22 protein-coding genes are annotated in these 17,700 nt (G+C 70.0%); 7 read left to right on the top strand and 15 right to left on the bottom strand.

Annotated elements, in window-relative coordinates; translation table 11 throughout:
* Positions 1-162: 162 nt before the first annotated feature.
* The 3 genes from EV667_RS06965 to EV667_RS06955 all read right to left on the bottom strand — a co-directional run bounded on the left by EV667_RS06965 (position 163) and on the right by EV667_RS06955 (position 1,530).
* Positions 163-573 carry a DUF3168 domain-containing protein gene (locus EV667_RS06965; RefSeq protein WP_131834524.1) on the bottom strand — a complete coding sequence of 137 codons (411 nt, stop codon included), beginning with the start codon at positions 571-573 and terminating at the stop codon, positions 163-165.
* Positions 574-646: 73 nt separating this feature from the next.
* Positions 647-967: a head-tail adaptor protein gene (locus EV667_RS06960; RefSeq protein ID WP_131834523.1), complete on the bottom strand. Its 321-nt coding sequence runs from the start codon at positions 965-967 to the stop codon at positions 647-649.
* Positions 964-1,530 (bottom strand): head-tail connector protein, encoded by a 567-nt coding sequence (locus EV667_RS06955; RefSeq protein WP_131834522.1) that lies wholly within the window; start codon positions 1,528-1,530, stop codon positions 964-966. Before EV667_RS06955 ends, EV667_RS06960 begins: the two co-directional genes overlap by 4 nt.
* A gap of 240 nt (positions 1,531-1,770) precedes the next feature.
* On the opposite strand from EV667_RS06955, the gene EV667_RS06950 reads away from it, so the two are divergent.
* Positions 1,771-2,502, top strand: a complete 732-nt coding sequence (locus tag EV667_RS06950; RefSeq protein WP_131834521.1) for a S1 family peptidase — start codon at positions 1,771-1,773, stop codon at positions 2,500-2,502.
* A 12-nt stretch (positions 2,503-2,514) separates the two neighbouring features.
* Here EV667_RS06950 and EV667_RS06945 read toward each other — a convergent pair whose 3' ends face one another.
* Entirely contained in the window at positions 2,515-2,838 is a 324-nt protein-coding gene (locus EV667_RS06945; protein ID WP_131834520.1) for a low molecular weight protein tyrosine phosphatase family protein, read from the bottom strand.
* A gap of 361 nt (positions 2,839-3,199) precedes the next feature.
* On the opposite strand from EV667_RS06945, the gene EV667_RS06940 reads away from it, so the two are divergent.
* The 3 genes from EV667_RS06940 to EV667_RS06930 all read left to right on the top strand — a co-directional run bounded on the left by EV667_RS06940 (position 3,200) and on the right by EV667_RS06930 (position 4,043).
* A complete protein-coding gene (locus tag EV667_RS06940) occupies positions 3,200-3,427 on the top strand; it encodes a hypothetical protein (protein WP_131834519.1) in 228 nt (75 codons plus the stop codon).
* A 70-nt stretch (positions 3,428-3,497) separates the two neighbouring features.
* The gene (locus EV667_RS06935; protein WP_131834518.1) at positions 3,498-3,725 is read left to right on the top strand and encodes a hypothetical protein; all 228 of its coding nucleotides are present in this window, start codon (positions 3,498-3,500) and stop codon (positions 3,723-3,725) included.
* 75 nt (positions 3,726-3,800) lie between these two features.
* The gene (locus tag EV667_RS06930; protein ID WP_131834517.1) at positions 3,801-4,043 is read left to right on the top strand and encodes a hypothetical protein; all 243 of its coding nucleotides are present in this window, start codon (positions 3,801-3,803) and stop codon (positions 4,041-4,043) included.
* Between the two features lie 93 nt (positions 4,044-4,136).
* Here EV667_RS06930 and EV667_RS06925 read toward each other — a convergent pair whose 3' ends face one another.
* The 9 genes from EV667_RS06925 to EV667_RS06885 all read right to left on the bottom strand — a co-directional run bounded on the left by EV667_RS06925 (position 4,137) and on the right by EV667_RS06885 (position 12,953).
* Positions 4,137-5,384 (bottom strand): phage major capsid protein, encoded by a 1,248-nt coding sequence (locus EV667_RS06925; RefSeq protein ID WP_131834516.1) that lies wholly within the window; start codon positions 5,382-5,384, stop codon positions 4,137-4,139.
* A 156-nt stretch (positions 5,385-5,540) separates the two neighbouring features.
* Positions 5,541-6,155, bottom strand: a complete 615-nt coding sequence (locus EV667_RS06920; RefSeq protein WP_131834515.1) for an HK97 family phage prohead protease — start codon at positions 6,153-6,155, stop codon at positions 5,541-5,543.
* Complete coding sequence (locus EV667_RS06915) at positions 6,152-6,349, bottom strand: hypothetical protein (RefSeq protein WP_131834514.1); 198 nt, start codon at positions 6,347-6,349, stop codon at positions 6,152-6,154. Before EV667_RS06915 ends, EV667_RS06920 begins: the two co-directional genes overlap by 4 nt.
* Positions 6,346-6,534, bottom strand: coding sequence for a hypothetical protein (locus EV667_RS06910; RefSeq protein WP_131834513.1), 189 nt, complete (start codon positions 6,532-6,534; stop codon positions 6,346-6,348). Before EV667_RS06910 ends, EV667_RS06915 begins: the two co-directional genes overlap by 4 nt.
* A gap of 404 nt (positions 6,535-6,938) precedes the next feature.
* The gene (locus EV667_RS06905; protein WP_131834512.1) at positions 6,939-7,817 is read right to left on the bottom strand and encodes a phage portal protein; all 879 of its coding nucleotides are present in this window, start codon (positions 7,815-7,817) and stop codon (positions 6,939-6,941) included.
* A 139-nt stretch (positions 7,818-7,956) separates the two neighbouring features.
* Positions 7,957-9,279 (bottom strand): DNA-packaging protein, encoded by a 1,323-nt coding sequence (locus EV667_RS06900; RefSeq protein ID WP_131834511.1) that lies wholly within the window; start codon positions 9,277-9,279, stop codon positions 7,957-7,959.
* Positions 9,245-9,808 (bottom strand): hypothetical protein, encoded by a 564-nt coding sequence (locus EV667_RS06895; RefSeq protein ID WP_131834510.1) that lies wholly within the window; start codon positions 9,806-9,808, stop codon positions 9,245-9,247. The genes EV667_RS06900 and EV667_RS06895 overlap by 35 nt, the downstream gene beginning before the upstream one ends.
* Before the next feature lie 928 nt (positions 9,809-10,736).
* A complete protein-coding gene (locus tag EV667_RS06890; protein WP_131834509.1) occupies positions 10,737-12,296 on the bottom strand; it encodes a serine hydrolase in 1,560 nt (519 codons plus the stop codon).
* Between the two features lie 84 nt (positions 12,297-12,380).
* Positions 12,381-12,953 (bottom strand): NADPH-dependent FMN reductase, encoded by a 573-nt coding sequence (locus tag EV667_RS06885; RefSeq protein ID WP_131834508.1) that lies wholly within the window; start codon positions 12,951-12,953, stop codon positions 12,381-12,383.
* A 194-nt stretch (positions 12,954-13,147) separates the two neighbouring features.
* Between EV667_RS06885 and dcd the strand changes: the two genes are divergently transcribed.
* Complete coding sequence (dcd, locus tag EV667_RS06880; RefSeq protein WP_131834507.1) at positions 13,148-13,705, top strand: dCTP deaminase; 558 nt, start codon at positions 13,148-13,150, stop codon at positions 13,703-13,705.
* Positions 13,706-13,866: 161 nt separating this feature from the next.
* On the opposite strand, the gene EV667_RS06875 is transcribed toward dcd, so the two are convergent.
* Positions 13,867-14,244: a DUF6481 family protein gene (locus EV667_RS06875; RefSeq protein ID WP_131834506.1), complete on the bottom strand. Its 378-nt coding sequence runs from the start codon at positions 14,242-14,244 to the stop codon at positions 13,867-13,869.
* 109 nt (positions 14,245-14,353) lie between these two features.
* Here EV667_RS06875 and EV667_RS06870 point away from each other — a divergent pair, with 109 nt between their 5' ends.
* Positions 14,354-15,253 (top strand): DMT family transporter, encoded by a 900-nt coding sequence (locus tag EV667_RS06870; RefSeq protein ID WP_131834505.1) that lies wholly within the window; start codon positions 14,354-14,356, stop codon positions 15,251-15,253.
* A 32-nt stretch (positions 15,254-15,285) separates the two neighbouring features.
* Here the strand turns inward: EV667_RS06870 and EV667_RS06865 are convergent, their stop codons facing one another.
* Positions 15,286-16,047, bottom strand: a complete 762-nt coding sequence (locus tag EV667_RS06865; RefSeq protein ID WP_245516012.1) for an FCD domain-containing protein — start codon at positions 16,045-16,047, stop codon at positions 15,286-15,288.
* Positions 16,048-16,288: 241 nt separating this feature from the next.
* Between EV667_RS06865 and EV667_RS06860 the strand changes: the two genes are divergently transcribed.
* Positions 16,289-17,428 (top strand): alpha-hydroxy acid oxidase, encoded by a 1,140-nt coding sequence (locus EV667_RS06860; RefSeq protein ID WP_131834503.1) that lies wholly within the window; start codon positions 16,289-16,291, stop codon positions 17,426-17,428.
* Positions 17,429-17,700: the final 272 nt, after the last annotated feature.

Genomic DNA, 17,700 nt, shown 5'->3' with positions numbered 1-17,700 from the left:
GGTCTAGACTAGTCTTCACTCGGCCCTGGCGAGACGTCTTGCCGCCTTCGCAGTTTGATTCCGCAAACGCCGCCAAGTGACTTCATCTTCTGATTCAACTTCACGCGGATTCACGAGTCCGCTGAATCCCTTGCGCGGCTTTCCTGACAGGTTTGGAAAACTTCAATCGGTTTCCGTCACGGCGCGGAAACGCAGCAGCGCGCGATAGGTGCGACCGCCCGGCTCGCGCCGGATCTCGGCGGTGGAGGCGCGCAGGTTCACCAGCCGGTGGCCGTCGAGGGCGAGCGGCACGTCGTGCAGCGCCTGCTGCACCAGATGCGCCAGCGCGTGCGCTTCTCCATGCCCGCCCTGGCGCGACCAGCAGGCGAGCGCGAGGCGGTGCTCGGCGCCCGTCTCGGTGGCGGTCGACCAGTCCAGCACCTGCGCCTCGCCTAGGGTGACATAGGGGAATTCCGGCGAGGCGGGCGGCACGTCATGGATGCGCCCGGCGCCCAGCGCGGCGGTCAGCGCCGCGTCGGTGGCGAGCGCCGCGTGGATCGCCCGGCGCAGCGCGACGGCCGGGCCCGTGCTCATCGCGGCCTCCCGGTGGCCGCCTGCGCAAGCCGCCGGCGCAACGCCTCCAGCCCCTTCAGGCGCGTCAGGAATTTCATGGCGTCTCCTCCCGGCAGTCGCAGACGAGGAAGCGGCCGCGCCCGTCCGGGTCGCTCACCACTTCCACCAGAAAGTGCCGCGCGCCCAGACGCAGCCGGTCGCCCGGCTGCAGCGTGGCAGGGGCGCGCACGGTAATGGTGTGGCTCAGCACGGCGCCGGGCCGGTCGGCGACCTCGGCGGCCGCGCCGCGCGTCGCCACCGCGCCCCACAGCGCATCGACGGCGAGAAAGGCGCGGGTCACGCCGCCCAGCCCGTCCGGAGTCTCCACCGGCGTTTCCTGCACCAGCCGGTGCCGCAGGGCTCCGATCGCGCTCACAGTCGCGGCACCCGGAACGGCGCCACCAGCGCATCGAGCCGGGCGGGAAAGGCCGCGCCCGGCCCCGCGACATCGCGGTGTTCGTAGAAATGGGCAAGGATCACCCGCACCGCCTCGATCAGCGGCGAGGGCACATGGTCGGCGCTTGGCCCATGCCCGGCGGTGATGTCGAGCGCGATGCCCGCGAGCGCCCGCCCTGGCGCCGGCACGGCGCCCCGCGCGACCCGTATCAGCCCCGGCAGCCGCGCCGTGTCGGCGGTGAAAGCGTCGAGCGGCACAGTCGTCTCCGCCCCCGCCGCGTCCAGTACCCGCGCGGCGGTGATCGCCTTGAGCGGGTTCACCGGCACGGCGATCAGCCCGGAGGCCGGCCAGGCATCGCGCACGATCCGCCAGCTCTGGTCGATCAGCACCCGCCGCGTCAGCGCTTCCACGGTAGCCCGCGCGGCGGTGATGAGCGACGAAATCAGCGCGTCCTCGGCCTCGTGGTCGACGCGCAGATAAGTCTTGGCCTCGGCGAGCGTCAGCGGCTCGGCCGTCGGCCCGGCGAGAAGGATCGCGGGCATGGGTGCCTCTCTGTTGATGGTTGTCACGCAGCGCCGCCAAGGCACCGGTATCCCGGATCGGCGAGGCCGCAGGCGAAACGCCCCGTGTCCCGGACAAGATGCGCACCGCGCACCGCCGCTCCGGGCCCCAGCGAAGCCTCGTCCGCCGAACCCCTTCCGCGACGCGCGAAAGATGTTGCGCCGATTGACCTGACGGCCGGGCGCCGCCACAACGGCCTCGCCCCTCTACGGAACAGACCGATGCACCGCCGCCTCCCCGCCTTCGCCGTCCTGCTTCTCGCCGCCCTTCTGCTCGCCGCTCCCGCCCGCGCCATTGTCGGCGGCGGGCCGGCGGACCCGGCGTTGAAGGCGGAGACGGCGATGATCGTGTCGACGCGGGGCGCCACCTGCACCGGGGTGGTATTGGCGCCGAATGTGCTGCTCACCGCTGCCCATTGCGTGCAGCCGGCGGCGGATTATGCGGTGGTGGTATTCGAGGCGGGGGCGCCCCGGCTGATCCCCGTCAACCGCATCGCCCTGCATCCCTCCTTCGACCCGAATTCCTTCGCGACGCGGCGCCCGACGCCCGATCTCGCTCTGGTGCGGCTGGCCGAACCGCTGCCCGCCGGCTTCCGCCCGGCCGCGCTCACCGCCGAGATGGCGCTGCCGGCGCGGCGCACCGCTTTCTCCGTCGTTGGCTACGGCGTCACGAAGGACGGCGACGGCCAGAGCGCCGGCACGCTGCGTGCCGTCACCCTGCCGAGCATCGGCACGACGGGCGGCATCATGGTTCGCCTGTCCGACGGCGCGGCCAAAGGCGGCTGCACCGGCGACAGCGGCGGCCCGGTGCTCATCGAGGGCGTGGTCGCCGGCATCATCGGCTGGTCGACGGCGGCGGGCGGGGCGCGCGGCTGCGGCGGCGTCACCGGCGCCACGCTCATCGGCCCGCAGCGCGCCTGGATCGACGCCACGCTGCGCGGCATCGGGCGCTAGGGCGACACCGCCTCAGCGCAGCAGCGGCATCACCTTGCGCTCCAGCAGCCGCACCAGCGCGGGGGCCATGAAGGCGAAGCGGTCGGGAATGTCGAGGCACACCAGGCGCTTGTCCTTCAGCGCGGCCCGGTAGCGCGCCTGCAGCTTCTCCCGGTGCGCCTTCTCCATAACGAAGACGATGTCGGCCCAGGCCACCAATTCGGCCGTGAGCGGCGTTTCGGCGTCGCGATTGGTGCCGGCGGAGGCGACATCGAGACCGTCCCGCCCGGCGAATACCTGTTCGGCAGTCGGGCTGCGCAGCTTGTTGCGGCTGCACACGAACAGAAGGCGCGTCAAAGGCAGCTCCGCAGTTGATGCCCCGCTTTGGCGCGCACGGGTGGCGACGGCAATCGGGCGGTGCGGGCAACCGCACGGGAGCCTGAAATTGCAGGGAGCGTGAAGCCCACACGCGCACCCGCGCGCACGCCTGCCATCACCGCCGGTCGCCTCTACCGCGCACGATATTATCGGTGACGCTTACTTCCTAGGCGCTCGAATGATGTTCCGCTAGAGGGCGAACACGCAGATGTTATTGCATCCACGCAAACCGGCGAGCGCCGAAACACAACTGGCCATGCGACGGCGCCCTGACTAGGTTCACTTCATGAAAACGGCGCGGCCCTCTCGGCCAGCCACCCACACTTTGGAGAAGACTAAAATGAACAAGTTCATCATCGCCGCCGTCGCCCTCGCCTCGTTCGGCTCGGTTGCCGCCAGCGCCGCCGATGGCCGCGACGCCAGCCTCTACGAGCGCGCCACCCCGGCCCAGGCCGAAGTCGCGCCGGCCCCGGTCGTCGAAGGCCGCAACGCCGCTGTGACGCTGCCGACCGTCTCCGACGCCTACATCAACCAGTCGGTCGAGGCGAACGCCCGTTCGACCCGCTGATCTCTTCCCTTCCCCCTTGGCCGGCGCCCCCACGGGAGCGTGCGCCGGCCCCTTTCAAGGAGCATCCACCATGAACAAGATCATCCTCGCCGCCTTCGCTCTCATCGCTGTTGGCGCAGCCTCCGCCAGCGCCGCTGACGGTCGCGACCCCAGCCTCTACAGCACCCCGGCCACCGTGCAGGCCGAAGCCGCGCAGGGCCAGGTCGTCGAAGGCCGCAACGCAGCTGTGGCGCTGCCGACCGTCTCCGACGCCTACATCAACAAGTCGGTCGAGGCGAACGCCCGTTCGACCCGCTGATCCCTTTCTTCTCTTCCCCCTCTGGCCGGCGCCCCCACGGGAGCGTGCGCCGGCCCCTTTTAAGGAGTATCCACCATGAACAAGATCATCCTCGCCGCCGTGGCCCTGGCCACTTTCGGTTCCGCCGGCGCGCAGGCCGCCGGCCGTGACGGCACCCTCTACACCCGCGCCACCGGCCCGCAGGTCCAGACCCAGCAGGTCCAGCCGCAGGCCCAGCGCAACGTCGTCGAAGGCCGCAACGCCACCGTGACCGTGCCGGCCGTGTCCGACGCCTATATCGACCGGAGCGTCGAAGCCAACGCCCGCTCGACCCGCTGAACGTGCCGGACCGAACTTCCCGAGACTGACCGTCTCAATTGGGGCGCCCCTCACCGGGCGCCCCTTTTTTGCGTCGCGTTACTGCCGTTCGCCTTAGGCGGCGAATTTCAGCAGCTTGATGGCGTCGAAATCCTGCACCCCGCCGCCGACCCGCTTGGTGGTGTAGAACAGCACATAGGGCTTGGCGGAATAGGGATCGCGCAGCACCCGCACCCCCGCCCGGTCGACGACGAGATAACCCCGGCGGAAATCGCCGAAGGCGATCGAGAGGCTGTTCGCGGCGATGCCCGGCATCTCCTCCGCCTCGTGCACGGGAAAGCCCATCAGGCTGGGCGGCGCGCCCGGCGCGGTGGGCGGCGCCCACAGATACTGGCCGCTCTCGTCCTTCAGCTTGCGCACCGCGCCTTGCGTGCGCCGGCTCATCAGGAAGGATCCGTTCTGCCGGTAGCCGGCCTTCACCGCATAGACGAGGTCAACCAGCGGGTCGGAAGGGCTGGCGGCGGGAAAGTCGTCGGCCGCGCCGGTGGCGATGAAGCCGAGCTTGCCCCAGGTCCAGGCGCTTTCCGCCACCGTGTCATAGGCCAGGAACCCCTTCGGCTTGCCGGTGCCGTCGCCGGTGATGAACGCCGCGCCCTCTTGCGCCGCGAAGGCGGCTTCCACCTCGATGGCCAGCCACTCGTCGATATTGACCGCGGAATCGTCGAGCAGGGTCTGCGTCGCCGCCGGCATGGCGTAGAGTTCCATCGCCGGGAAGGCGATCTCGTCCAGCACCGGGCTGGCGGTCTGGGCCCGCGCGCCCGTCTCCGCCACCCAGCCGACCGCCGGGCCGGAGGTCATGAACGGCTTCTTGTAGGTACCGGCCGAAATCACCCTGACATCGGCAATGGCGCGGATCGGGGAGAGCGCGGCGAGCCGCCGGCCGATTTCGCGCTCGGTCTCGGTGGGCACGGTGTAGCCGCCATCCGCGCCCACTCCGGCGGAGAGCGCCTTGGCCTCCAGCCGCTTGAGCCCCGCCGCCTCCCCGGTGCGGACATAGGACTCGAAGGCCGCCTTGTGCTCGCGCGCCGCGAGGTCGGTGACGAGGTCGCCACCGCCCCCCAGCGCCGGCCGGCGGGCCTTCAGCACCAGTTCGTCGATCAGCGCCTTCTGGCCGTCGAGCGCGGCATTGATGCGCGCCACCTTGTCGTCGGCCACGACATCGCCGCCGCGCCGCTCCAGCGCGCCGAGCCGCTGGTCATTGGCGTCCTTGAACGCCTCGAAAGCGCTCATGAATTCCTCGAAAGCGGCCGAGACTTCCGGGCCGGCGGACTTCATCTCAGGTGCGGGCATGCTCGGTTCCATGTGGCTCAGGTCCTGTTGAAAGGAGCGTCATCCGGGAAGGCCCCGGTCAAATGTTCAGGCCCTCATCCCCGGGCCAGGCCCGGGGACCCAGCCTTCCAACGGCACGTGGCCGAACGTCTGGGTGGCCGGGTCAAGCCCGACCATGAGGGGAAGAACTCACGCCATCGCCGGCCGTAACCCCGGCAGGGTGCGCAGCCGGCGGGCGCCGCGACGGATGGCGCCGGCGAGCGCGTCACCGGCGTGCTTGACGCTGGCGATGCGCGCGTCCGGCTGCATGGGAAAGGTCACGATCGACACCTCCCATAAATCAATGTGGAACAGCCGCCGCACCTTTGTGCGCGTGTCGGTGCGCCCTTCCACCGTGCGGAAGCCGATGGAGAGCCCGTCGATCGCCCCGGCGCGCATCAGCGCCAGCACCTCGCGGGCGCGGGCGACATCCAGCGTCAGCCGACCCCGGACCCGCAGCCCGACCGAATCCTCGTGAAGGCTGATCCAGCTGCCGATCGGTTCGGCCGGGTCGTGCTGGAACAGCATGCGCACCCCGCCCGCCCCGCGCTCGGCCAGCGAGCGGGCGAAGGCGCCGGGCAGGATAAGGTCGCGGCCGAGATCGACCCGGCCGAACAGCGCCGCATAGCCCTCGAAGCTGCCATCGGGCGCGATGTTCGCCAGCGCGCCGCCAAGCGGCCCGGTCTCGGCCTTGGTGCGCAGCGGCGGGGCGGCGTGACGAGACGGCGCGCGGGAAACGGGTGCGCTTAGTACGGACGCGCTCATGCGCCCTCCCCTTGTCCGGCATCGGCCACCCCCGCACGGCGGGTGGCGGCGGCGCGCTCCAGCTTGCCGAGCGTGCGGCCGAACTGGCGGAACACCTGCGGCACCTGCCCGGCCCGGTGGGGTGCCGGCAGGCGGGGGGTAAGCCCGTTGAAACGGTCGGGCAGGAACGCCCGGATGCGCGGGGTGGATGTCATGTCTCGTCTCCGAACAGGGCGTTGAAGCGCGCGATCTCGCGCACGAAATCGTCGAAGCGGCGCGCCGCATGGCCCAGCTCGCGCAGCGCGAGCCCCGCCAGCGCGGAAGCCCCCAGCGCCCACATCAGCAGCGCCAGATGGGCGATATCGGCCTTTTCAGCAAAGGCTGTCATGAGCGGTTGCATGGTGAACCTCCGTGGCGGGCGACGGCCTGGATCGTCCCTCATCCCGGGCCTGACCCGGGGATCCACGTCTTCTCAGGCTGAGGTCGTGGATGCCCGGCACAAAGCCGGGCATGACGTTCATTCGTCTCTCGTCATCCCGGCCGAAGCGAAGCGCAGAGCCGGGATCGCGTGCCAAAGCAGACGCACCCAACGGCACCCGATCCCGGATCGCCGCGTCGCGGCGTCCGGGATGACGGGCGGTGGCGACCCGTCAGAAAGCGGTTCCCCGGACAAGCCACGCACCGCGTGGCGCCGATCCGGGGCCCAGGGGAAAACTCTTTGGCAGAAACCTTTTCGCTGGGTCCCGGATCGGCGCTCCGCCTACGGCGTCGCTGGTCCGGGACACGGCTCAAGGGTCAGGCCCCTCACCCCCGCGCCCCATAGCCCACCGCCTGCCGCTTCTCGTCCTCGGTGAGGAAGCTCGCCTCGCTCACCCGGCGCCACAGCGCCTCGCGCTCGCCATGCAGCGCCTCGATGGCATCGAGGTCGGGCTCCAGCTGCAGCCGGCCCGACCCGTAGGCGGGGCCGAGCCAGAGGCACATCTCGTGCAGCAGCCGGCGACCGAGCGGCAGCACGGTCTGGCGCCAGAGCACCCGGCTGGCCTCGGCGTAATTGGCGTAGGTCGCGTCGCCGGGAATGCCGAGCAGCATCGGCGGCACGCCGAAGGCCAGTGCGATCTCCCGCGCGGCGGCGTTCTTCGCCTCCAGGAAATCCATGTCCTTGGGGGTGAGCGAAAGCGGACGCCAGTCCAGCCCGCCCTCCAGCAGCAGCGGCCGCCCGGCATTGCCGCTGCCGGAGAAATTCGCCTCCAGCTCCTCTTTCAGCCGGTCGAACTGTTTGCGGTCGGGGCGCAGCACGTGCAATTCGCGCACCTGCTCGCCCACCGAGACCGCCTCGACATAGCCATTGCCGGATAGCAGCAGATGCGACGCCAGCGCCTCCATCAGCCCCGGCCCGGAGAGCCGCGCATTCGGCTGCGCCAGAAGGTCGAGCAGCGGATGCGCGGCGTCCTCGCGCCCCTCCTGCGTCAGCACCGGGCGCAGTTCGCCCACACCCTGCGCTATCAGCCGCACGCAGCGATAGGCGATGGCGTTGCGCTGGTAGCCCTCGCGCGCCAGCGCCCCATAGTCGCGCGGCGTCCACTGCGCCCGATGGCCGCCCAGCAGCGCCACCAGCGCCGATGTGCGCGAGGCCTTGGCCTCCGGCGGCGCGGCGCGGCCAAAGGAGAAGGGAAAGAGCTTCATGAAAGGGGCTCCGGTTACATGGGTAGGCCGTCATCCCGGCCGCAGGCAAAGCCGAAGAGCCGGGATCGCTCTCCGGCGGGCCGACTGTCCCGGATCGGCCTGCAGCCGTCCGGGATGACGCAGACAATGCGAGCGCCCCTCACACCCGCCGCACCCGCGGCGCCGCGCTCCGGGGGCCGAGCGCCAGCGCGGTGATGGCCCAGACCAGCGCATCGAGCCGGTCGGGGGAGCGGCCATTGGAGAGGCCGTCCGGGCCGAAATCGCACAGTTCATCCTCCAGCGCCGGGAAAGCGCCCACATGGCGCACCCTTCCCTGCTCGTAGAGCGCGGCCACCGGCTCGGCGCGCAGCCATTTTCCGCGCGTCGCCCGCACTTCGCTCACCGGCACAGCGGGGTCGATGCCGGCGAGGATGGTCTTCACCATCTCCCCGCCCTGGTTCACCTCCACCACCACCCGGTCGGCCTCCAGCTTCTGGAACAGGCCGATGGCGCGCCCGCCCCAGCCATTGGGGCTCAGCCCCTGCGCGCTCTCATCCGCCAGCACATGGACGAGGCCCTCCGCGTCGATCCCCGCCGCGACAATGCCGCAGGCATCCGCCCGCCGGGTCGAGGCAGCCGGCGGGTCGACCGCCACCACGATGCGGACCATCCGGCCGACCAACTCCGGGGTCGGCGTCACCCGCCCCGCCTCCAGCCCGGCGCGGTTCCACAGCGCGTCGGCGCGGTCCTCGATCAGTTCGCCGTCGAGTTCCTGCCGGCCGAGCCGCGTGCCGGCATAGCGGCCGACCACGGTGTCGAGAAAGCTGGGCGCCAGATGCGCGGCGTTCTGCGCCGTGCCCATGCGCGATACCGCCGTGCGCGGGTCCGCGAGCAGCGCGCGGATCAGCGCGGTCGGGCGCGGCGTCGTCGTCACCATCTGGCGCGGCCGGACGCCCAAGCGCAGGCCGAATTGCAGCATGTCGAAAGCGGCCTGCGCGTAGCGCCATTTCGCCAGTTCGTCGCACCAGGCGGCGTCGAATTGCGGACCGCGCAAACTCTCCGGGTCGTCGGCGGAAAAGCCCTGCGCCACCGCGCCGTTAGGCCATTGCAGCCGGCGCCGCGTCGGCTCCCATGTCGGGCGCTCATGGTTCGGATGCACGGCGAGCAGGCCGGAGACGCCCTCCACCATCACCTCGCGCAGATCGGCGTGGCTTTCCGCGACCAGCGCGAGCCGCCCGGCTCTTGGCCCGGCGCGGCCATGAACCAGCGCGCGCACCCATTCGGCGCCGGACCGCGTCTTGCCGGCCCCGCGCCCGCCCAGCATCAGCCAGGTCAGCCAGTCGCCGCCGCCCTGCGCGTGGGCGGGCGGCTGCTGGCCCGCGCGGCCGATCAGCGGCCAGTGGTGGCGCAGCCAGTCGAGTGTCGGGGCGTCGAGCGCGGCCAGCGCCTCAGGAAGCTTCCCCGCCCGCCAGCACGCGCTCAAGCGTGTCGCCAAGCTCGCGTCGGAAAATGTCGGCGTCGCGGGTGGCGTCATCGTCGTCCCTGTCCGGCTCCAGTTTCTCCAGCGCCGCCAGTTCGCGCAGCGAGCGCACGAGAATGGCCAGCGTGCGGGCCGCCCGCTCGCCATCCGCGGGGCCGGCCTCCGGCTTCATCGCCGCATTGAGCCCGGCGAGCGCGACCAGCCGCTCGATGGCGGCGATCTCGGCCTCGATCCGCCGCACCAGCCGGGCGATCAGTTCGCGCCGCTCCGTGGGCGTGGCCGCGTCGCCCTCCTTGCCGACAGTTCCGCCCGCGCGCCCCTCTCCCGAGGCCGGCACCAGCAGCGCCGGGTCGCCGGTGAGGCGGTGCGGCTGGCGTGTCTTCCAACCCCAGGCGCGCCGCCGCTGGTAGAAGGTGCGCAGGCCGATCCCCAGCAACTGGGCGATGCTCTCGGCCGGCACGTCGGTCTGCTCGTAAAGCCGCCTGGCAGGTGCCACGGCTTCGGGCGCGAGAAGACGCACAGGCGTCACCATGCCGACCTCCGCCACTCGGTTGAAACGGTTATGAGACAAAAAAGCCGGCCCCGAAGGCCGGCTGAAAGAGCGCCGTGACGGCAGGCCGAGGCATCAGGACCTCGCCGCCTTCCGACGCAGTTGTGGAGCATGACCAAAACCTACCCGGCCAGCGTCACGCTGTCAAGGACTATTTTCCTATTATGGGATTTCTAGCACAATTAAGAACTGCTAATCGTCATTAGAAAATATGCGTCACTTCAATAGATCCAGCGAAAAGCAGTTCGGCCCGCACCGCCGAGCCTCCCGCCCAATATCGATTAGCAGCATCCGCTATGTGGTCCACAAGAGGGGCCTGCGAGCCGCTCAATAGATTGAAGTCTCCGCGGTGGGAGGCGCAAGAATCCACAGGTTCGCATCCAACGACCAAATGCCCGGGACGCTTCGTGTCGCGAAACCAGAGGGCATCCGCCATATCCTCGAAAGTGAACACACAATCGAGACGGCTGGGCAAGGAGCCATAGGCGGCTCGACGTACAGCCTCCAGTGCCACTTCCCACATCAAGATGTGTGCGATTGAGTCCGACGTTATCACGCTCCCACCTGCCCGAAAGTCTCGGGTTTGGTTGCCCCAGCCTCCGGGCGTAATGATCTGACCTACACCAACGGGCGTTCGCGCAACGTGAAAGAGCAAGCGGTATCCTTTCCGAATTTGCTTTTCAGACTCTGCAGCAAGGAAATGGCGAAGGAGCGGCCGTTAATACTTGGCAAGTTAGCATCATCGCAAATTTTGCCGCTAGTCCCTACCGCTTCACGCCCGGCACTGGGCCGGGCATCCACGATTTCTTCGTAGGCCGCCCAAGGCATAAAGGAACCGGCCGAAGCATTCTTCGCAGTGAAGAGGATGGACCGCGAAAGCCGCAGCCATCGCCAGCCCGTGCCCCGCCCCTCACTCCCTCTCCAGCGTCCCCAGCCCGTAGCCGTCGAGGTCCTCGATCGTCAGCGCCCCCGCCTTCCCGTCCGCGCCGAGCGTGAAGCGCACGGCGGCGGGCACGTCGGGCATTTCGGGGGTGGGGTAGTACAGGAAAATGTCGCGGTTGAAATGGGTCAGCGGAAAGCGCGCGGCGCCGTCGGGGCCGAGCCGCAACTCCAGCCCGCCACCCGCTCCCCCGCCTGCGGCCCCCTCGCGCGCCGCCGCCACCTCCGCGCCGCCGACATAGCCATTGGCGTAGCGCCCGACATAGGCCTCGCGCGGCGCGGCGGGCAGCGGATCGCTAAGCGGGGCGTAGCGTTCGCGCGCGGCCGCGACGCCCGGGGCGAACATCCCGGCATAGGCGGCGTTCCACGGGCCCATCCAGTCCTGGCTTGTCGCGCCGTCAAAGGCGAGGTCGAAGAAATTGCCCGCCAGCCCCTCCGGCACGCCGGTCGGGAAGGCGTTGGCCAACACCACGATGCCGAGTTCCGCCTGCGGGTACAGCGTCACCAGCGTGCGCGCGCCGACGCTGAACGCCCCGGCATGGCCCCAGCTCTCGCCGTGGCGGCCATATTCCACCACCCAGCCGAGCCCATAGAACGAGGCCGCGCCCGTCACCGGGTTGGCGCCGCGCGCCATCAGCGGCTGGTGCGTCGCCGCCAGCGCCTCGGCGGGAATCAGCCGGCGGCCGTCGAACAGGCCGTTCCCCAGTTCCAGCCGCATCCACTGCGCGAGGTCGCGCACCGTGGAAGAGGCGCCCCCGGCGGGGGACTGCGCGTCCGGCTGGCGCGCCACCTTCGCCGCCCACTGGCCCGGCCCGCCGATATGCAGCTCGGCGCGGTTGGCATGGGTGAGGAAATCCGCGTGGCGCGAGGAGGTGGAGGCCATGCCGAGCGGGGCATAGAGCTTTTCCTGCGCCACCTCTTCCCACGGCTTGCCGGTCGGCGCGGCGGCGGCCACGGCCCCGGCGGTGAGGCCGAAATTGGAATAGGAATAACCCGCCCGGAAACTGGAGGCGGGCGGCACCAGCGCCAGCCGGTGCAGGATGGTGGCGCGGTCATAGCCCAGCGCCTCCAGCTCGTTGCCGGCGTCGCCCGGCAGGCCGGAACGGTGGGCGAACAGGTCGCGCACGCTCACCTGCTGGGTAGGATAGGCCTCTTTCAGCCGGAACGACGGGTCGAGCGCCGCGACGGCCGTGTCCCAGTCCAGCACCCCCTCGCCCACCAGCGCGGCCACCACCGTGGCGGAAATCGGCTTGGAGAAGGAGGCGAGCTGGAACACCGTGTCGGCGTCCACCGCGCCGGGCTTGCCGGCCTCGCGCAGGCCATAGCCCTTGATGAACACCACCGTGTTCTTGTGCACCACCACGACGGCAAGGCCCGGCACCTGCCCCTCCGCCACCGCCTTGGCGGCCATGGCGTCAAGCTGCGGCAGCGCCGCCTCCAGCCGCGCGGCCGTCACCTCCTGCGCCTCGGCAGGAAGCGCGACGGTCACCAGCAGCGCGGCGGCGAGCAGGGGGCGGACGTTCGACATCATGAGGCGGCTCCTTGGTCGGATGCCGCCCCAGTGTGGACGAGCGGGCGGCAGGCGGGAACCCCGCCGCCGCCTCACCCCGTCGCCTCACCCCGCCTTGGCGTGGGCGGCGAGCAGGTGGATCTCCTTCACCAGCGCGTTGACGCCGCCGGTGAGGAATTTCGAGGTCTTCTCGTCGGTAAAGGCACCGTCCTTCACCTTGTCGGCGACGTTGGGAATGGCGAGGTGGGGATAAGCCACCACCCGCGCGCCGGCCGCGCTGAGCGATTCGCGCAGCTGCCCCTGGGCGCGGATGCCGCCGGTGGAGCCGGGCGAGGAGGTGACGACCAGCACCGGCTTGCCGAGCAGCGAGCCCTTGGCATAGGGGCGCGAGCCCCAGTCCACCGCGTTCTTCATCGCGCCCGAGGGGCCGTAATTATATTCCGGCGAGACGAACAGCACCCCGTCCGCCGCCGCGATCTTGGCGCGCAGCGAGGCAGCGCCTTCCGGCTGGGTGGCCCCGTCCTCGTCCTCGTTGTAGAGCGGCACGTCGTTGAGCGTCAGCACGGTGAAGTCGATGGTCGGGGCGAGAGCGGCCTTCAGCGCTTCCAGCACGGCGGTGGAATAGGAGCCGGAGCGCAGGCTGCCGGAAATGCCGAGAAGCTTCGGGCGGTCGGTCATGTCGGGGGGTCTCCACATCAGGGGCAAACGGCGTTTGCGGGTCGCCCCCAGCTTGTGGCGCCGCGCCGCCCGGCTCAAGCCCTTTTGCTGCACTGCCCCCTGAAACCGGGCCAATTGCCGCGCGGCATGGATTTTGCGGCGCACAGCACCCATGTTAGCGCTCCCGCAGCGCTGACCCGCGAGAGCCAACGCCCGTGATCCTGACCGACCGCGACATCCTCGACGCCATCAATGACGGCTCGGTGCTGATCGAGCCCGCCCCGCCGGAGGAGTTCTACGCCCCCAACGGCGTCGACCTGCGGCTCGACCGCCGGCTCAGCCTCTACCGCGAGCCGGAGCCGGGCGAGGACCCGGTGATCGACCCGGCCGGGCCGGGCTACAGTTTTCGCGAGGCGATCGCCCGCATGGCCGGCGAGATCGACATCGGCGCGGACGGATTCGTGCTGGCGCCGGGGCGGCTCGTGCTGGGCTGGACGCTGGAGCGGGTGGACCTGCGCCCGGGGGCGCGGCTGGCGGCGCGGGTGGAGGGCAAGAGCTCGCTCGCCCGCATCGGCCTCATCGTCCATCTCACCGCGCCAACCATCCACGCCGGCTCCACCGGGCAGATCCAGCTGGAGATCATCAATCTGGGTCCGCGCCCGATAAGGCTACGGGCGGGGATGAAGGTGTGCCAGCTGATTCTGGAGCAGACGCTGGGCGTGCCCCGGCGCGGCTATGGCGGCCAGTTCGCCGGCCAGAGGGCCACGGGGTAGCGTCCGCGAAAACGCGGTTGGGCGCGCGCCGGGGGTCCGGCGCGCAACGTCTGGAATGCCGGTTTCGGAGACCTTCCACCGAACAGGTGATTCCACCCGCTCAATGCTATGCGGGCCAACGGGGCCGCGACATCGGAAAACCGAATGTCGCGGTCGGGCCGTCAGCGGCCGGCGCGCTGCTTGCGGGCGGCGTAGCGCTCGTCGCGGCGGGCCTTGGCGTCGGCCTCGGCAGCGGCGGCCTGCTCGATGGCGGCGGCCTTGGCGGCAGCCTCGGCCTCGGCCGCGGCGATGGCCTCGGCGGCGGCGGCCTCGGCGGCGGCGATCGCGGCGGCGGCCTCGGCCTCCTTGCGGGCGATCTTGGCCGCCTGCTTGGCTTCGTTGGCGATCTGGCGCGCCTCGGCGGCGGCCTTGCGCTCGGCGGCCTTGGCGATCATCGCCGGGTCGTCCGGGCCGGGACGGGCGGCGAGCTTCTCCAGCAAGCGGGCCTTGGCTTCGGCGGCGGTCTTCTGGCGGTCTTGATAGGTGTCGGTGACTTTCATGGCGTTTCCCTTATCCCATTTTCAAACAGATTGACAGCCGCCCGCGACCATCTAATTTCCGCCCGCGAACCGGCCGCATGAGCCGCGTCTGTCTGTCGCGGTGCGGTTCATGAAGTCCCGGGATCTGGTCTCCTACGCTTTCCTGGCGCTCGTCTGGGGGGCGTCCTTCGTGGTGATGGACCACAACATCCACGCCTTCGGCTGGGTTGGCGCGGTCGCCTTGCGCTCGTTCATCGCGGCGGCGACACTTCTGCTGGTCGCCCGCGCTATCGGCCGCCGGCTGGATTTCTCCTTCGGCATCTTTCCGCTCTTCGTGGTCGGAGCCACCACGGTCGCGCTGCAGCTCGGGCTGTTGTCCTATGGGTTGCCGCAGATCGGCACCGCCATGTCGGCGATCCTCGTCGCCACCATCCCGCTGTTCACCATGCTGATCGCGGCGCTGTGGCGGGTCGAGCCGATCCGGCTCGGCGGCCTCGTCGGCATTGGGCTGGGGGCCGCCGGAATCGTGCTGCTGGTGGGTTTTCCCGCCCAGCCGGTGACGCAGGATTTCCTGATCGGCTGCGCCGCCACGCTCGGCTCGACCCTCTCCGCTGCGTTCGGCAGCGTCTATGCCGGAAGGCGGCTGGCCAAGGCGGGCTCGTGGGAAATCACCATCGGCGCCTTCCTGTTCGGCGGCCTTCTCACCTTGCCGCTTCTCCCCTTCGTGCCGGTGCCGGCCATGCCGGGGCCGCTGGATGTCGGCGCGCTGCTCGTCGCCGGCGTGCTGATGAGCGCCATCACCTATGTGATCTTCTACCGGCTGATCGCCTCCATCGGCCCCACCCGCGCCATCAGCGTCGAATTCGGGGTCACCGGCGTCGCGGTCACCATCGGCACGCTGCTGCTGGACGAGCCGCTGACACTGCCGCAGATCGCCGGCGGCGCGGTCATTGGTATGGGCTGCGCGCTGGTGCTCGGCGTCATCCGCATCGGCCGCGCCGAGGCGGTGGCCGAGCATCCGGGCGCCTGACGCCTTGGCCGTCATCCCCGCCCTGGATTGCGTTACCCCGAAAGCAGCGTCGAGCGGTTGAGACGGCGCACGGCGAGGTCGGCCCGGGCGGCGTCGCGATGGGTGCGCGCCACCGTCTCGCCGGTGAATTTCAGGTGCTCGAAGGCCGCCGTCTCGGCCGCCTCCGGGTCGGCAGCCACCACCGCCTCGCCGATCGCCCTGTGCTGCACCAGCAGTGCCTCGCGGAATTCGGCGTTGGTGAACAGGCTGGTGCGGTTGAAGAAAATGTCCCGCCGCAGCATCTCGGAAAAGGCCCGCATCACATGCAGGATGACCAGATTATGCGAGGCGGCGTAGATCAGCCGGTGCAGTACGATGTCGGCCTCGGCCTCGCGGGTGGCGTTCTGCACCTCGTGGGCGGCCGCCATTTCGGCCAGGCAGTCGCGGATCGCCTGCCGCTCCGGCGCCGTCGCCCGCACCGCCGCCAGCCCGGCGGCCAGGCGCTCCACGGCCGTGCGGTACTCGAAATAATCCGCCGTCACCTGCTCGTTGGATTGCAGCAGCCCGGCGAGCGGGTCGGTCAGCCCGGCGAGGAACTCGGTGACACGGGTTCCCTCGCGGCCGGTTGCCAGCAGGCCCCGCTGTTCCAGCAGCGCCAGCGCGTCGCGCAGCGAGGGGCGCGACACGTCGAGCCGCTCGGCGAGATCGCGCTCGCTGGCCAGTTTCTCGCCGGGGCGCAGCACGCCCTCCAGGATCAGCCGCTCGATATGCTCGGCGATCGCCTCCGCCAGCTTTGGTGCGCGCAAGCGTTCCACGTCGGCCACTCCCCATTTTCTTCTTCTGTCGTGTTCACCGCGTGAGACTACATCGCCACCCGCCCGCGCGCATCCCGGCGGACCATTGACTTGCATGGTAATTAAATTTTACCAGAAAGGCCGAGAGACGGCCCTCGCCTTCCCGCCGGAGGCGCGGCCGTCGATAGGGCCTGCATATCATTGACGTCGGCCGGAGGAGGCGTATCAGCCTGCCCGGAAGAGAAGCCGGGGAGAAACGCCAATGGCCACCGTGACCAACATCCAGGATCTGCGCGCCATCGCGGAGCGCAAGGTGCCGCGCGCCATCTTCCATTATGCCGATCGCGGTTCCTATGACGAAACCACGCTCGCGGCCAACAAGGCGGACCTCGCCGCCATCGGGCTGCGCCAGCGGGTGATGATCGACGTGTCCGACCGTTCGACCGCCACCACCATGATCGGCGAGAAGGTCGCCCTGCCGCTGGCCATCGCCCCCACGGGGCTGACGGGCCTCTTCCATGGCGACGGCGAAATCCATGGCTGCCGCGCCGCGCAGGCCGCCGGCATTCCCTTCACCCTTTCCACCATGTCGATCTGCTCGATCGAGGATGTCGCCGGCGCGGTCGACAAGCCGTTCTGGTTCCAGCTCTATGTGATGCGCGACCGCGCTTTCTCGGCCTCGCTGATCGAGCGCGCCAAGGCGGCGAAGTGCTCGGCCCTCGTGCTGACGCTCGATCTGCAGATTCAGGGCCAGCGCCACAACGACATCAAGAACGGCCTCGCCGTGCCGCCCAGGCTCACCCTCGCCAACGCGCTCGACATCGCCACCAAGCCGCGCTGGGTCGCCAGCGTGCTGATGGGCAAGCGCCATTCCTTCGGCAACCTCGCCGATAGGGTGCCGGGCGCCGACAGCCTCACCACCCTGTCCCACTGGATCGCCGGCCAGTTCGACCCGTCCTTGTCGTGGAAGGATGTGGAATGGGTGCGTTCGCTGTGGCCGGGCAAGCTCATCCTCAAGGGCATTCTCGATGTCGAGGACGCAAGGATCGCGGCGGAGACCGGCGCCGACGCCATCGTCGTCTCCAACCATGGCGGCCGCCAGCTCGACGGCGCCGTCTCCTCGATCTCCGCCCTGCCGAAGATCGTCGAGGCCATTGGCGGCGGCAAAAGCGAGATCTGGTTCGATGGCGGCGTCCAGTCCGGTCAGGACATCCTCAAGGCGCGCGCCCTGGGCGCCCGGGGCTGCATGATGGGCAAGGCCTTCCTGTGGTCGCTCGCCGCTGGCGGCCAGGCCGGCGTGGCGCAGGCCATCGAGATCATCCGCAAGGAACTCGACGTCTCCATGGCCCTCACCGGCACGCGCGACATCGAGCAGGTCGACCGGAGCGTGCTGGCTCTGTGAGGGGGAGCGGCCGGGTCACCGTGTCCCGGCCAAGCGGAGCCGCAGGCGAGGCGAAGCGCCGGGACCCAGGGTAAAATCCGCCGCAGGCGTCCACCCCATCCACGGGGCTTGTGTCGCGGAGTATGGAAATAGCTTCCAATAGGGTAAGCCACCAACGCACCGCTGATCGCTCGGCTCTTGCGGAACTTTAGTTTCGGCCGCTTTTAATTTCGGCCGCTACGGAATAGCGCGCTCTCTGCCTTCTGGTTTTCAGCCCGAAGAACCTGCATTCC

It is taken from the genome of Ancylobacter aquaticus, from assembly GCF_004339465.1.
Taxonomy (GTDB): Bacteria; Pseudomonadota; Alphaproteobacteria; order Rhizobiales; family Xanthobacteraceae; genus Ancylobacter; species Ancylobacter aquaticus.
This window is presented reverse-complemented; position numbering and strand designations above follow the sequence as displayed.

Excerpts from the sequence above, each read along its gene's own strand:
- EV667_RS06965 (WP_131834524.1), bottom strand. The coding sequence starts at position 573 with ATGAGCACGGGCCCGGCCGTCGCGCTGCGCCGGGCGATCCACGCGGCG.
- EV667_RS06955 (WP_131834522.1), bottom strand. The coding sequence starts at position 1,530 with ATGCCCGCGATCCTTCTCGCCGGGCCGACGGCCGAGCCGCTGACGCTC.
- EV667_RS06950 (WP_131834521.1), top strand. The coding sequence starts at position 1,771 with ATGCACCGCCGCCTCCCCGCCTTCGCCGTCCTGCTTCTCGCCGCCCTT.
- EV667_RS06940 (WP_131834519.1), top strand. The coding sequence starts at position 3,200 with ATGAACAAGTTCATCATCGCCGCCGTCGCCCTCGCCTCGTTCGGCTCG.
- EV667_RS06935 (WP_131834518.1), top strand. The coding sequence starts at position 3,498 with ATGAACAAGATCATCCTCGCCGCCTTCGCTCTCATCGCTGTTGGCGCA.
- EV667_RS06930 (WP_131834517.1), top strand. The coding sequence starts at position 3,801 with ATGAACAAGATCATCCTCGCCGCCGTGGCCCTGGCCACTTTCGGTTCC.
- EV667_RS06925 (WP_131834516.1), bottom strand. The coding sequence starts at position 5,384 with ATGGAACCGAGCATGCCCGCACCTGAGATGAAGTCCGCCGGCCCGGAA.
- EV667_RS06920 (WP_131834515.1), bottom strand. The coding sequence starts at position 6,155 with ATGAGCGCGTCCGTACTAAGCGCACCCGTTTCCCGCGCGCCGTCTCGT.
- EV667_RS06915 (WP_131834514.1), bottom strand. The coding sequence starts at position 6,349 with ATGACATCCACCCCGCGCATCCGGGCGTTCCTGCCCGACCGTTTCAAC.
- EV667_RS06910 (WP_131834513.1), bottom strand. The coding sequence starts at position 6,534 with ATGCAACCGCTCATGACAGCCTTTGCTGAAAAGGCCGATATCGCCCAT.
- EV667_RS06905 (WP_131834512.1), bottom strand. The coding sequence starts at position 7,817 with ATGAAGCTCTTTCCCTTCTCCTTTGGCCGCGCCGCGCCGCCGGAGGCC.
- EV667_RS06895 (WP_131834510.1), bottom strand. The coding sequence starts at position 9,808 with ATGGTGACGCCTGTGCGTCTTCTCGCGCCCGAAGCCGTGGCACCTGCC.
- EV667_RS06890 (WP_131834509.1), bottom strand. The coding sequence starts at position 12,296 with ATGATGTCGAACGTCCGCCCCCTGCTCGCCGCCGCGCTGCTGGTGACC.
- EV667_RS06885 (WP_131834508.1), bottom strand. The coding sequence starts at position 12,953 with ATGACCGACCGCCCGAAGCTTCTCGGCATTTCCGGCAGCCTGCGCTCC.
- EV667_RS06875 (WP_131834506.1), bottom strand. The coding sequence starts at position 14,244 with ATGAAAGTCACCGACACCTATCAAGACCGCCAGAAGACCGCCGCCGAA.
- EV667_RS06870 (WP_131834505.1), top strand. The coding sequence starts at position 14,354 with ATGAAGTCCCGGGATCTGGTCTCCTACGCTTTCCTGGCGCTCGTCTGG.
- EV667_RS06860 (WP_131834503.1), top strand. The coding sequence starts at position 16,289 with ATGGCCACCGTGACCAACATCCAGGATCTGCGCGCCATCGCGGAGCGC.